Raw genomic sequence first — 13,088 nt, 5'->3', positions numbered from 1 at the left:
GCGAGACCCGACACCAGCACACCAAAGCCGAATCCAGGGATGAAACAACAGGATGAAACGACCTCTAACTGACCGTTTCAGAATGACATTCGTTGTGGGGCTTGGCAGTTGGGTGTTATGTCGGCAGGACCTGTTGGGTGGCTGCTGAACTTGTGCCAGATGACTTGTGGGAACGCGTGGCCCCGCTCTTACCTGCTCGGCCACCTCGGCGGCATCGGTATCCGGGCCGGTTGCCGGCGGATGACCGGGAGAGCTCTGAAAGGGGGGGCTCACACCGGACCTTCGCCGGTCGACCGGGCCCGGCCCGGCAGCATGCACCACCTGATCGTCGACCGGCACGGCACCCCCCCCCTTTCCGTCTCGCTGACCAGCGGGAACCGCCACGACGTCACCCAGCTGATGCCCCTGCTCGATGCGATACCCCAGATCCGCGGCGCCCGCGGGCGGCCGCGTCACAGGCCAGGGCAGCTGTTCGCCGACCGTGGCTACGACTACGACAAGTACCGCCGCCTTGTCCGGGCGGGAGGCATCACACCCAAGTTCGCTCGCAAAGGCACCCAGCACGGCTCCGGCCTGGGAAAGACCCGCTGGGTCGTAGAGCGCACATTTGCCTGGCTGCACCAGTTCAAACGGCTGCGGATCCGCTACGAGAGGCGCGCAGACCTCCACCTGAGTCTCCTCCAACTCGCCTGCAGCATCATCTGCTTGAGACGACTCCGAACCTCATTTTGAAACCATTAGTAAGGCGCACGGTCGCACGCTCCAAGTCGCTGTGTCTCGTCCCGATGTGGATCCGATCTGGGTCAGGAACCATCCCGGACACGTCAAAGACGCCGAGTCGGGCCCCCTGTTGATGTGCCAGTGGTGGTTGGAGTTCTGGCGCACCGGGCTCAACCTCGGCATACACACACCAGCAGTGGGAGTTTCGCCTGGCTTGGTCGCTATCGACTACGAGTACCTGGCCACCACCCAGGAGAACGCGATCTACCTGGCCACGGTCATGCTCCTGCTGCACCGCACTGCCAGAGCCCTGCCCTGAAAGGGGCTTCTCAGACACCCACTAGTGGCCCAGGCAGCGGCGCGCGCCCCTGCGCCGGACGACGGTGACGACGGGGAACAGAGGCGGTGGGACTGGCTCACTGGGCTGAGGGGGTGCGGTGGTGGTCGGCGGCCCAGGAGGCAAGGATGCGCAGGCCGTCGTGGGTGGAGGATCCGACTTCGGCGGTCCACACGACGAGCTGCTGGTCGGGGTCGGTGCTGGCGGTGAGGGTGTCCCAGTCCAGTGACAGCTCGCCGGCGACGGGGTGGAGAAGGGTCTTGGTTCCGACGCTGAGGGTGGCGACGTGGTGGGCGGCCCACCAGGTGCGGAAGTCCTCGTCCTGGACGCACAGTTCGCCGACCAACGCGGTCAGCCTCGGGTCGTCTGGGTATTTCGCCGCCTCCATGCGCAACTGCGCAACCGCCATGCGGGCCACGCCCTTCCAGTCGGCATAGAGAGTGCGCATGGCCGGGTCGGTGAAAAGAATGCGGACGTAATTGCGGTGCTTTTCCGGCACGGCTGCGAAATCGGTGACCAGGGCGGCGGCTAGAGGGTTCCAGGCGAGGATGTCCATGCGGCGGCCCATGACGATGGCCGGGGTGGCCATGAGGTCGTCCAGAACCCGGCGCAGCTGCGGCTGGACCTTCTGACGGACGCGGCGGCGCGGCTTGGCCGTCTCCTTGCCTGCAAGCCCGAAGAGGTAGCGGCGCTGATCTTCGTCCAGGTCAAGGGCTTGTGCGACTGCTTCGAGTACGGGAGCGGAGGCAGGGAGGCGACCCTGTTCGAGGCGGGTGTAGTAGTCCGTGGAGATCGCCGCCAGCTGCGCGACCTCTTCACGCCGCAGGCCCGCCACCCGGCGCTTGCCGGCATTGTCGGGTAGGCCCACGGCGCGGGGGGTCAGCTCGGAGCGGCGTGCCTTGAGGAACTCCCCCAGCTCGTTCAGATGCGGTGACGGGCTCATGCCCCCAGTGTGACAGTGAATACACCAGCCGTGAGGGGGAGAAATACTTCCCAGGATGCGCTCTTCCCGGGAAAACAATCTCCTCTGCACGCGCGCCCGCATGCGTGGCAGCGTGGAATTCCGCCGCACGACAGCACGCCACGGAAAGGGAAGCAAAGATCATGACGGAGAAACAGTCCGCGGCACAGCAGGCCATTGGTGACATCACGCCCAAGCTGGCCGACCTCACCGACGAGGTGCTGTTCGGTGACGTGTGGGAGCGCGACGGTCTGTCCCCGCGTGACCGCAGCCTGGTCACCGTCACCCCTTTGATCGCCCTGTACCGCTCCGAGCAGCTCGGCTTCCACCTCCAGCTCGCCCTGGACAACGGGCTGAGCAAGGACGAGCTGAGCGAGGCCATCACCCACCTGGCCTTCTACGCCGGATGGCCCAACGCCATGGGCGCCGCCGCCCAGCTCAAGACGATCCTCGCCGACACCGAATAGTCGCGGCACCAGGCCCGGCCTGCCGAGGCACACCCGCAGCGGCTGGGCAGCACCCTCAGAACCGTAATGATCAAGGAGACATCCGATATGTCTACTCTCGGGTTCGAGCAGATCTTTCCGCTCGGCGAGACCAATGACGCCTACGCCGAGAACTTCATCGGGCAGAGCTACCTGGCTCCCCTGACCGGCGGGAGCGTCCCGGTCAGCAACGTGTCGTTCGAGCCGGGCTGCCGCAACAACTGGCACATCCACCACGGCACCGGTGGCGGCGGTGATCAGGTCCTGCTGTGCACGGCCGGCAGCGGCTGGTACCAGGCCGAAGGCCAGGACCCGGTCAGCATGACCCCGGGCACCGCGATCCGCGTCCCGGCGGGCACCAAGCATTGGCACGGCGCGAAGGCCGACTCGTGGTTCTCCCACGTCGCCTTCATCACGCCGGGAGAAGACGTCAGCAACGAGTGGCTGGAGCCGGTCACCGACGAGGTGTACGGCCGGCTGCCCAAGAGCGGAGAGAACGCGTGAGCATCCTGAACGAGACCTACACCCTTTCCAACGGCGTCGAGATACCGAGGCTCGGCCTGGGAACGTGGTTCATCGACGACAACAAGGCATCCGACGCCGTGCGCGCGGCGATCGGCACCGGCTACCGCAACATCGACACCGCGCAGGCGTACGGCAACGAGCGGGGGGTCGGAGAAGGTGTCCGCGCCTCGGGCGCGGCGCGCGGAGACCTGTTCGTGTCGACGAAGCTGGCTGCCGAGATCAAGGACTACGACGCGGCCATCACCGCGATCGACAACTCGCTGGCGAAGCTGGACGTCGGTTACATCGACCTGATGCTGATCCACGCCCCGCAGCCGTGGGACGACTTCCGTGGCGGCGACTACGCCGAGGGCAACCGCCAGGCGTGGCGCGCGCTGGAGGACGCCCATAAGGCGGGGAAGATCCGCGCGATCGGGGTGTCGAACTTCCTGCAGCCCGACCTGGAGAACATCCTCGCCCACGGGACCGTGGCACCGCACGTGAACCAGGTGCTCCTGCACGCCGGGAACACCCCGGCCGAGCTGCTGGCCTTCTGCAAGGACCGGAACATCCTCGTTCAGGCGTACTCGCCGATCGCGCACGGCACGCTCCTCGACAGCCGCCAGATCACGGCGATCGCCGAGAAGTACGCGGTGAGCGTCCCGCAGCTGTGCATCCGCTATGCCCTGCAGTTGGGCACCCAGCCGCTGCCGAAGACGGCGAATCCCGAGCACATGCGCTCCAACGCCGACGTCGACTTCGAGATCTCCGAAGCGGACATGGCCGCGCTGTGCACGCTCAACGAGCGGGACTACGGCGAGCACGCCGCCTTCCCTGTCTACAGCGGCAAGTAGCCCGCACCTGGGTCGGCCGCGTCGCACCATCTGCGGCTGGCCCGGCATCACGCCCCAACGCCGCCACTACGGTGGCCGCGCCCGAACCGACGGAGCACCGACATGACGGACACGATGAAGGCACTGCTGCTCGGCCGCGGACCGCAGTGGGTCCTGGACAACGTGCCGGTCCCCGAGCCCGGACGCGGCGAAGTGCTCATCCGCAACCGCGCGTCGGCGACCAACAACGCCGACCTGCCCATGCTCGCCGAAGCCGACCCCAGCCACGGCGGCTCCTCCGGCAAGGAATCCATCGCCGGGTTCGAGTACGCCGGCGAGATCGCCGCCGTCGGCCAGGATGCCGGCGACTGGAACGTCGGGGACCCGGTCATGGGCACCTTCCCCTCCGCCTTCGCCGAGTACCTGGTCGCCGATCACCGGTTCGTGCTGCCCCGCCCCCATGCGCTGGCCCCGGAGGTGGCGTGCGCCCTGCTCCGCTCCGGAAACGCGGTCGGCAAAGTCGTCCTCACGTTCGCATGACGACCTTGCCGGACCGACCGGCATGGTGCCGGTGCGGATGAACCGGCCGTCGGCTGCGGAGCATTCAGTTGACTCATGGCGTGCGCGGCGCCGTCACCCCTCCGCCCGGGCTCGTTCGCCCGGATACCACCGGCTGAGGCCTTGGTCTCGGATTCCGCGACGGGGCTGTGGCGGTCTCGGCCAGCCAGCCGAGAGGCCGGGTCCACGACCTCCACGGCGTCGCCACAAGTGGCGAACTCGTCGGCGCCGTCTTCGACGACCATGCTTATGGACGACTCCGCCGCCGCAGGCGGCACGCTCGTGGGGGCGGGGGTGAGTGCACCAATGAATGGCAGCACTACCAAGAGGGCGGTCAGAGCCAGCACGAGCAGGACGTTGTGGTCTCTCGACATGCGCCTCCTCCCGCCCATTCTGATTCATTCGACCTTCGTGCCGTGGGAGCGGATCACGTCCCTCGCCCTTGACGGCACTTCAGGAGCCGCGGCGGTAGAGACCGCGTGACCAGCGCACCGGCAACGGCACGGGGCCTCCGCACTTGTGGCCCAACTGTGCTGGAAAGCCTCAACACGTGGCAGGCCGTGTTTTGCCAGGGTGTGCTGATCAGGGTTGCAACAGGGCCCCCAAGAGCGACCCCAGGCGGATCTGTTGTCTGCTACCGGTAGGCCGATCAGCGGGCAAAAAGGCGAATGTTATCTGCGGGGGCTGATGTTGGACCGATCCAGCCGATGGCCGAACGGCTGCCGGACGGCGATATGCAGGCCCTGCAGCAGTTCGTCAGCCAGTCTCCGTGGGACTGGACGCCGGTGCGTCGGCGGATCGCCGAGAGACTGTGCCGGGTGATCCAGCCCGAAGTGTGGGTAGTCGATGATGTCTCGTTTCCCAAGTGCGGGCGGGCATCGGCGGGGGATGCGCTGGCGAACCGAGCATGACTACCGCGAGCTCAAGCACGGCCTGGGCCTGGACCACTTCGAAGGCCGCACCTGGCGCGACTGGCACCACCACGTCACCCTCGTCACCGCCGCCCAGGCCTTCCTCACCCTGCGACGCTACGACCCAAAAGCCCACACGTCGGCCTGAGCCTCTACCAAGTCCTGGACACCCTCCAGGACCTGCTGCGGTGCTGGACCGGCACCTGCACCACCTGCGGCCGCCCCCTCACCACCAGCAGACCCAGAACCTAACGAAGCACTACTATTGCGCGAGCTGCTTCTTCAGCTCGCCGGCGCGCGGCACGGAGCCGGTAGCGGGGAATCCTCCAGCGGTGGGGCTCTCCTCGCCATCCACGTAAATCATGGTGCCGCCTTTCGCCTGGGCGGATTTGATCGATCACGCTTGCGTCACCATCGCCGAGGTAGCGCCTACTGCCAGAGTTGACAGCTAACTACCGCAGCGGGTTGATGCGCGTCGGGAGCACCCTGCGTAGCGTCCTCACCACACGGCGGCCGGATGCCGCGCACGGCTAATCACCCTGGCATCAGCCGCAACACCATCCATCGGGGGGATCTCATGCTCACACACTCACGCATCGCTTCACTCGCGCTGGCCGCGGTGGTTCTGGGAGGTGGGACAGCCGCCGCTACGACCGCGAGCGCCGCGCCCACGCACGCCGGTGTCCAGTCGTGTTACGGCAGCGCTGACCCATACACGGCTTACGGCGACGGCTTCAGCCGCGCGTACTGGCCGTCAAGCGGCTGGAAGTACACCACAGCTAGCTGCGGCGACATCAACATCAAGACGAACTACACCCGCAAGGTCCGCGCGTGCTGGAAGGACATCCCGTGCAGTGGCTGGGTGACGGCGCCCAAGGGCGAGTGGACCGTAGTCAAGAAGGGCGTCCCGAACGGGTGGGGCTTCTACCTTGAATTCCAGGGTGGCAACAACTCAACGGGCCACGCCGCGTTCTGACACTGCTCCGCGTCCCGCTGGGCAAAGGGCCTGTTCTACACCTCTGTGGTAGAAGACCTGGAAACCGCCGGGCAACCCGGTCATCCCGCGGGATAGGTGACTCACCGTCCGCGGATAAGACCCAACTCGCCACTTCATCTGGGGAATGCTTCTTTCCTCGCAACCGGCAAGGCTCTCGACAGCCTCTGCGTTGCAGGCCAGGAGCACTCCTCTGGATGTAAGCTGATCCACTCTGTGACGGAGCTCAGTATCAGACGGAGGCCGCCTCCTCGTCCGCTGAACTGCGAAACGCCGACCAAGTTCGAGCCACGTTCGACGCCTCACCAGAAACGACAAGGTCAGCCATGCTTGCCAGCCTCCGCCCGCTGGTCGTCTGCCAGCTCGAGCAGGGCGAGCACCGCGGTATGGCGGTCCTCCTCGACGACTAGCCTCTGGGTCTCGCCTGGCTCGGCATCGATCAGGTAGAGGCCGTGCTGACGCTCCGTCCAGTCGCGCAGGATAGCGCGGGCCTCGTCCGGCGTGGTGTCGATCGCGGCTGCGACCTCGGACCAGGTGGCCCCGAGCAGGATGGCCTCACGGATGTCGCCCGCGCGGCGGGCAGTGAGGTCGCGCCGGATCGACTCCGACAGGGCGAGCACGGCCAACACGTCGCCGGCACCTCCACGCTCGACCGGGTCCGGGAAGTCCGCGGGCAAAGTCCTGTTCATCAGCCGGTCGACGTGGCCGACGCGCTTCGCCATCTGCCAGGAAAGCGGGACCCGTCCACCAGAGATCATGCGGACGTCGTCCGGGCGGCGGACAGCAAGGTCGTTCCAAAGCTCGTACTCGGGTGTGCTCATGCGCCCCCTTTGGCGGCCGAGCCCGTCGGCATCGGCGTCCGATGAACACCCTAGTGCTGGGTCCCTCGCGCGAGCGACTTCGATCTCGCGTTTGACGGCGGGGACGGCGGGTGGCATCACCTTGTCGCAGACAAGGGGCACCCGCCACGCATGTGGTGGGGCAGCCCCGCGGTGGCGGGGCTGCCCGGTGGTGGGATCAGTGATGGTGGCCCCAGGCTTCGCGGTCCAGGACGTGTCCGCGGGCGTTGCGGAGTGTGGCGGTGTCGTTGTTGTCCCAGACGTAGTTGCGGCGGTCCTGGTAGACGTGGTGGCGCCTGTCATGTCCGTGGCCCGTGTGGACCTTGACGCTGGAGTGGCCCTTGAGGCGCAGGCGGTCGAAGCGGTAGCGGTTGCCCTGCTTGTCGGTCAGCGTGAAGCCGCGCAGCTGTACCGCGTGCCGGGACTTGTTCTTCACTTCCACCCACTCGGCATTGAGGCTGCGGTTGGAGTGGTCGTCGCGGCCGGGGCTGTTGTACTGGACCTCGCCGATGACGACAGCAGAGCGGTGTCGTTCCCCGTGGCCGTCGGCAGCGGCCGGCAGAGCGCCGGCCCCCAGGACAACGCCGGAAGCCAGGATCGCAGCCGCGATACGGCGGATGTCACGTGCAGCGGACATGAGTGCCCCTCAAGTACATGTCCCTCGCCCCGCAGTGCGCGACGCTGGACGAAGCGGGTTCCCCGGCGTGCTGCCGGATGACCACAGCGTGGGACTGCTGCGGGCCCGCGCGGGGTCCAACTTGAGGGTGTTACCAGATCCGGATATTTCAGCAACACTCGTCTGTATCCGTCACGGACCATGATGAACCGTTTTTCCATGAGTTGCTGCATACGCCAACGACCCTTTGAATGCTGAACAACAAGCGGTTGCCCCCGTCCGGCCCACCTCCGCGCACGCCCATTCCAGCAGGCCAGATTCCGGTAACAGACACCCCTTCCCCCTACTCGCACGCAGGCATCAAGGCCGTTCTGACATGCGATTTCCCTCTCAGAGACAGCATGCTCAACGTCGCGCATCCAACGGCCTTGGTACGGGAGGAAGGATGCCGACGCAGGAGATCATCGAGACCGGCACCGACTCCTACCGACTGGCCCACACCAAGGCCCAGGGCGAACAGAACAAGGTCGGCTCTGGCCCGCACCGCAGGCTCCCAGCCCCCGAGCCGTGACCACCGAGGCCGGCTGGAGCCGCATCGCCGACATGACTACGCAGCTCCAGCCTCCGCTCTCCACACGTGACCGGTCGGTGAGGCAACTCCCGCAGCCCCGCCCCCACGCCAGGAGGGCACCTCGCGCGAGGACCAAGGGGGAGCCGCGGGCCCGCGCGGGTTCCGGTCGTCGCCGCATCTACGGCGGCGACCGGGCATCTTCCAGCTTCCCACCACAGGAACGGGATGGGCTCTGGCTCAACTTCTGTGACTGGCCGCCGTCATCGAATACGCGCGTCTGGCAGCGAACCCCGTCGTTTCGGCTTCCTTGCCAGTGGACCGAGTCGCACGGACGAGTCGTCCTCCGGTGACCCGTCATCCCCGAGGCGGAGCGTCCGGATTCGTGCTCGCCCGCCCGGCGGAGGTTGTTCGGTCTGCGGAGCGATCCTGGCCGGCCTCGCCTGCTGCGAGTCTCGAAGCACACGGGCCGATCGGGCCCGTGGACGTGAGGAGCGCAGATGGTCCAGGCCAGGCCGACCACGACCACCGACGAAGCAGCAAACACGCCACGCCGCGAGGGCCGCCTGGCTCGGACGTGGCGTGCGGCGCACAAGCCCGCCGCAGGGGTGCCTCGCTGGGCCCGCCGAGTCGCCTACGCGGTGCCGCTGGTGGTGCTCCCGTCCGGGATCTGGCGCCTGGGCGTGCTGTTCACCGCGGACAAGCGTGGCGGGTCGATCGCGGACTGGGCGATGAACGGCTACGTCGTCCTCCTCACCCTCATCTCCGAGGTCCTTGCCTTCACGGCCGTCGGGCTGGTCGCCCGCTGGGGCGAGGTGTTCCCGCGCTGGATGCCGGGATGGGGTGGGCGGCGGGTACCGACGGCCGCTGCGGTCGTCCCGGCCACGATCGGGGCGACGATCCTGACCCTGGTCTTCACGGTCATCGCGATCATCACCACGGTCACCCAGTCCAAGACCAACGGCGATCCGCTGCCGGCCAACTTCCCGAGTAAGGCCGGCGGCTGGGAGACCGTCTACTTCTATGCCTCCTACGTCCCTCTGGTCCTGTGGGGCCCCATGCTCGGCCTCCTGACGTACGCGTACTGGCGCCGACGCAGGCCGGCGACGGCCAGACCGCTGATGCCGCCGACAGCCGGCAGCGCGTGCTAGGCAACCACCCCAACGTCCCGGTGCCGACGGACAAGGGCACCATCACGTGCTTCGTTCGCCGAGTCGCAGACCGGCACCCACCGCCCGCCAGACAGTGCACACCGCCCGCACTTCGCACCGCAGTCTTTCGTCCACCGGTCAAGGGGCGGCGCCCTCCCCGCTAGCGACCCCCAGTCGAAGCGTCCCGACCGGCAGAACAAGCATGCGCCTGCCCGGCTCACCAGGCGTCCCAGTGCAGCACCTCCTCCCTCGGGATGCGGCGGGCCGGACGGAAGTCTGTGCCGAGGGTGAACGCCACGGGGATGAACGCTGCCTGCATGACATCGTCGTAGGGGATGCCAAGGACGCGGGCCGACTCCTTCTCGTGGACGAGATTGCCGGTGGTCCAGCAGCTGCCGAGGCCGCGGGCGCGGGCGGCGAGCATGAAGCTCCAGACGCCGGGGAGGATGGAGCCCCAGGTGTTGGCCTGCTTCAGGACGGACGCGTCGTCAGTACGGCCCTCCACACACGGCACGACGATCGCCGGGACCTCGTGGATGTGCTGGTAGAGATGGGCGGCGCCGGAGTACACCCGCTCCATGTGCGCCGCGTCAGCACGGCGCACATCCCGTTCGGGGACGGGGTCAGAAGCACCCGGCGTGCGCACACCCTCACGCCACACCTCTGCCAGCGCGGCCCGCCGCCCGGGGTCGGTCACGATCACGAAGTGCCAGCGCTGGCGGTTGCGACCGGTCGGAGCCTGGATGGCCAAGTCCACGCATTCCTCCAGCAGTTGGCGAGGGACGGGCCGGGTGAGGTCGAGGCGGTGACGAACCGCCCGAGTGGTGGAGAGGAGCTCGTCGGAAGAGAGGTCGAGAGTCATGCGTTGACCTTCTCGGAGCGCGCAGTGCGGCGACAACGCCGGACTTTCACTGGATGAAAATGCGGGGTACAAGATGGCCGAGAGTGTTGCCGGGCGGGTCTTCTCGGTGCTGGACGCCTTCGTGGGCGCACCGGCCACGCTGCGCCTGACGGAGATCGCCCGCAGGACCGGGCTGCCGGTGCCGACAACGCTTCGGATGGTGCGGGAGCTGGTCGCGTGGGGCGGCCTGGAACAGGCGGCCGACGGCTCCTACCGCCTGGGCACCCGCATCCGCGCCCTGGGCGCCGCGGCCCCCTGCCCGCACGGCCTGCTCAACCTCTCGCTCCCCGCCCTTCGCACGCTCTCATCACGCACCGGCGGCCACGCGGACATTGCGGTCCCCTCCGACGGTGCAGCCCTGTGTCTGCTCAGCGGCAAACGCCTGCCCCTGCACGCCACGGCGGCCGGCAAAGTCCTCCTCGCCCACGGCCACGGCGCGCGAGCTGAACTACGGCGCCACACCCGCCACACAGTGACCGCTGCGGGCACTCTCGGCTCCCAGCTGATCCGCATCAAAGAGACCGGCCTGGCCACGGCTCACGAGGAGTACGTGCTGGGCGAACTCTCCTTCGCCGCAACGGTGCTGCAAAACCACCTGGCCATAGCGGCGGTCTTCGTCACGCTGCCCACCAGCACCCCACACGATCGTGCCGACAGCGCCATCCGCGAGGCGGCCCGCACCATCAGCCGAAAACTCGCCGATCCACCGTGATAGCCGCACCGGCCACCCCCGACGTGCCACGGCCAACGATCCGCAAAGTCGCTAGCCGCCATGTTGTGGTGGGGCCCATACCGGAGCGAATCGACGCCATGCATCTCTAGCCTGCCCCCGGCACACTCGCAGCGCCCCTTGCGTCACTGACGTGGGGCGGCCGGGAATGGAAGAGACCTGCCGCGCCTGGCAGGGCATCAGGTGTACTCCCGCACCGGCCTCAAGACCGGCGAACCGTACGCGCGCCCCAGCCACCATCAAAGGGCACCAAGCCCAGACCCGCGGAGCCGGCTTCCACCTGACAGAGGCCGCTCGCGGGTGAAGCCACGCCGTCCAGGAAGATGCAAGGCGTGGATACGAACGGAAGCCATGCTCTTGAAGACCTCGTCCACTGGCGCGGCGAACTCGTTGACCTCGTCAGAGCCGCCCGCCACGCAGATGCGTCAGCCACCGCCCTCGTGGACCGCGCCGCGATCGCAGTCATATTGGAGAAGGCCGCCGATGGTGAGGTGGGACTCGACGAGCTCACGACCTGGGCCCAGATGGTGCACTTCGCCGACGGCCTGGACATCGAAGACGGCCACGAGGACCTGCTGACACAGTTCCTCTTCGAGACGTCCACGCCCGAGCTCTTCGAGCCGGTGACGACTGAGCTCTGCCATCGATGGCTGAGCAGAATTCGATCATCACTCGCGACACCGCCAGCAGCCGGACGATAAACGACAAGCTGAGTTTGTTCTTTAAGGTCTGACTTCGAACGATGCGCCGAACGTGCTCGCTCAAACGAGGTTTCCGGAGACGTGGACACGGCCTTCATCTGATCCTGCGCTCCGGCGAAAGATGCACTTGACCAGCACGAAGGCCGTGGGGGAATGAGTCTGCTGCATCACGATGTCCGGCGGAATGCGTTCGCGGTGGCGTCACACTTCCGAGACGACTTCTTCGACTCCCTGACCGTGCGCGGGGACACGCCGTTCGAGCTGTCGGCGTACACGTGTGAACGTCCCCACCCGCGTACGGATGAAAAGGGACAGTTGTCGATGTGTTGAGATCTGCTGCTCGGCACTCTGCTGCTTGGTCGGTGAGAGGCGGCGGAAGGCGGTCGACGATGGTCAAATTCCGCATCGATGGTTGGAACTGCGGCGCTTCCGGAGTCTGTTGGAATCCGGGGCGATCAGCCATCTGTCGGCACCCGGTCCGGCGACCCCGCCGCGCCGGACGCCGAACGGGCGGTCGAAGGCGAGGGCGATCTACGAGTTCGCCGCTGGTCGACTCGATACTCCGAACGGAGATCCTGATGAAGGCCACAGTGATCCACTAGCAGCTGACCACGCAGTACGGGTTCACTGGCAACTACCAGCGGACCAAGCTCTACGTTCAGGAAGCCCGGCCCCGCATCGCCGAGGAACTCGGCATCACGCCGAAGGAACTCGCCGGTATGCACCGCCGCTTCGAGGTCATCCCGGCGCCCAGGCCCAGGTCGACTGAGGCGACGAGGGAAAGATCCTCGCCCACATGGGCATCGGGAAAGTCTACTCCTTCCACATGACGCTGTCGTACTCGCGCGACCCGTTCTGCTGCTTCACCACCAGCCAGGGCCCCCAGACGTTCTTCGACTGCCACCGCCGGGCCTTCGCCCACTTCGGGGGCGTCCCGATGACGGTCGTCTGCGACCGCACGAAGACCGTCGTCCGCCGCCACGTCGCTCCAGGTGAGGCGGTCCCACTGCATCCGGAAGCGGTCGGGTTCGCCGGCCACTACCACTTCGACATCGACGTCCTGGCCGCCTACCGGTCCACCGGCAAGGGCCACGTCGAGCGCCATGTCCTCATCGTCCGCGACCACGTCCTGTCCGGCCGGTCCCTCTCCACCGTCAAGGAGATGGGCGCTGCCTTCACCACCTGGGTCCCGCAGCGACGGGTTCAGGCCCACCGGACGCACCAGCAGATCATCGGAGAGCGAGCGGCCCACGACCACATGGCCCTCAAACCACTGGCG

General features: G+C 67.2%; 13 protein-coding genes and 4 pseudogenes. 13 read left to right on the top strand and 4 right to left on the bottom strand.

Annotated elements, in window-relative coordinates; genetic code table 11:
- The first annotated feature begins 137 nt into the window (after positions 1-137).
- Positions 138-732, top strand: a pseudogene (locus ACZ5U5_RS17785) (IS5 family transposase).
- A gap of 404 nt (positions 733-1,136) precedes the next feature.
- Here the strand turns inward: ACZ5U5_RS17785 and ACZ5U5_RS17780 are convergent.
- Positions 1,137-2,000, bottom strand: coding sequence for a helix-turn-helix domain-containing protein (locus tag ACZ5U5_RS17780; RefSeq protein ID WP_469022286.1), 864 nt, complete (start codon positions 1,998-2,000; stop codon positions 1,137-1,139).
- 161 nt (positions 2,001-2,161) lie between these two features.
- On the opposite strand from ACZ5U5_RS17780, the gene ACZ5U5_RS17775 reads away from it, so the two are divergent.
- The 7 genes and pseudogenes from ACZ5U5_RS17775 (at position 2,162) to ACZ5U5_RS17745 (ending at position 6,285) form a co-directional block, all read left to right on the top strand.
- A complete protein-coding gene (locus ACZ5U5_RS17775; RefSeq protein WP_469022283.1) occupies positions 2,162-2,485 on the top strand; it encodes a carboxymuconolactone decarboxylase family protein in 324 nt (107 codons plus the stop codon).
- Positions 2,486-2,572: 87 nt separating this feature from the next.
- On the top strand, positions 2,573-3,007 hold the full coding sequence (locus ACZ5U5_RS17770; RefSeq protein ID WP_469022280.1) for a cupin domain-containing protein: 435 nt from the start codon (positions 2,573-2,575) through the stop codon (positions 3,005-3,007).
- Positions 3,004-3,861 carry an aldo/keto reductase gene (locus ACZ5U5_RS17765; RefSeq protein ID WP_469022278.1) on the top strand — a complete coding sequence of 286 codons (858 nt, stop codon included), beginning with the start codon at positions 3,004-3,006 and terminating at the stop codon, positions 3,859-3,861. The genes ACZ5U5_RS17770 and ACZ5U5_RS17765 overlap by 4 nt, the downstream gene beginning before the upstream one ends.
- Before the next feature lie 102 nt (positions 3,862-3,963).
- On the top strand, positions 3,964-4,380 hold the full coding sequence (locus ACZ5U5_RS17760) for an alcohol dehydrogenase catalytic domain-containing protein (protein WP_469022276.1): 417 nt from the start codon (positions 3,964-3,966) through the stop codon (positions 4,378-4,380).
- Positions 4,381-5,022: 642 nt separating this feature from the next.
- Positions 5,023-5,291 (top strand): annotated as a pseudogene (locus ACZ5U5_RS17755) (transposase); the annotation flags it as partial.
- Positions 5,287-5,457 (top strand): annotated as a pseudogene (locus tag ACZ5U5_RS17750) (IS701 family transposase); the annotation flags it as partial. The pseudogenes ACZ5U5_RS17755 and ACZ5U5_RS17750, both read left to right, overlap by 5 nt.
- Before the next feature lie 429 nt (positions 5,458-5,886).
- On the top strand, positions 5,887-6,285 hold the full coding sequence (locus ACZ5U5_RS17745; RefSeq protein ID WP_469022273.1) for a hypothetical protein: 399 nt from the start codon (positions 5,887-5,889) through the stop codon (positions 6,283-6,285).
- A gap of 338 nt (positions 6,286-6,623) precedes the next feature.
- Here the strand turns inward: ACZ5U5_RS17745 and ACZ5U5_RS17740 are convergent, their stop codons facing one another.
- Together ACZ5U5_RS17740 and ACZ5U5_RS17735 are read right to left on the bottom strand one after the other, a co-directional pair.
- On the bottom strand, positions 6,624-7,124 hold the full coding sequence (locus ACZ5U5_RS17740; protein ID WP_469022271.1) for a hypothetical protein: 501 nt from the start codon (positions 7,122-7,124) through the stop codon (positions 6,624-6,626).
- Between the two features lie 196 nt (positions 7,125-7,320).
- A complete protein-coding gene (locus tag ACZ5U5_RS17735; protein ID WP_469022269.1) occupies positions 7,321-7,779 on the bottom strand; it encodes a lamin tail domain-containing protein in 459 nt (152 codons plus the stop codon).
- Positions 7,780-8,203: 424 nt separating this feature from the next.
- On the opposite strand from ACZ5U5_RS17735, the gene ACZ5U5_RS17730 reads away from it, so the two are divergent.
- Together ACZ5U5_RS17730 and ACZ5U5_RS17725 are read left to right on the top strand one after the other, a co-directional pair.
- The gene (locus ACZ5U5_RS17730) at positions 8,204-8,329 is read left to right on the top strand and encodes a hypothetical protein (RefSeq protein WP_469022266.1); all 126 of its coding nucleotides are present in this window, start codon (positions 8,204-8,206) and stop codon (positions 8,327-8,329) included.
- 497 nt (positions 8,330-8,826) lie between these two features.
- Positions 8,827-9,477, top strand: coding sequence for a hypothetical protein (locus ACZ5U5_RS17725; protein ID WP_469022263.1), 651 nt, complete (start codon positions 8,827-8,829; stop codon positions 9,475-9,477).
- A 217-nt stretch (positions 9,478-9,694) separates the two neighbouring features.
- Here the strand turns inward: ACZ5U5_RS17725 and ACZ5U5_RS17720 are convergent, their stop codons facing one another.
- A complete protein-coding gene (locus tag ACZ5U5_RS17720) occupies positions 9,695-10,339 on the bottom strand; it encodes a nitroreductase family protein (protein ID WP_469022260.1) in 645 nt (214 codons plus the stop codon).
- A gap of 73 nt (positions 10,340-10,412) precedes the next feature.
- Between ACZ5U5_RS17720 and ACZ5U5_RS17715 the strand changes: the two genes are divergently transcribed.
- From ACZ5U5_RS17715 to ACZ5U5_RS17705, 3 genes and pseudogenes are all read left to right on the top strand, one after another.
- Complete coding sequence (locus tag ACZ5U5_RS17715) at positions 10,413-11,090, top strand: IclR family transcriptional regulator (RefSeq protein ID WP_469022258.1); 678 nt, start codon at positions 10,413-10,415, stop codon at positions 11,088-11,090.
- Between the two features lie 350 nt (positions 11,091-11,440).
- On the top strand, positions 11,441-11,809 hold the full coding sequence (locus tag ACZ5U5_RS17710) for a hypothetical protein (protein WP_469022255.1): 369 nt from the start codon (positions 11,441-11,443) through the stop codon (positions 11,807-11,809).
- 796 nt (positions 11,810-12,605) lie between these two features.
- Positions 12,606-12,821: pseudogene (locus tag ACZ5U5_RS17705) on the top strand (DDE-type integrase/transposase/recombinase); the annotation flags it as partial.
- Positions 12,822-13,088: the final 267 nt, after the last annotated feature.

Source organism: Streptomyces sp. NPDC033177 (assembly GCF_055577715.1).
Note: the sequence above shows the minus strand (reverse complement) of the source record. Positions and strands in the feature narration are given on the sequence as shown.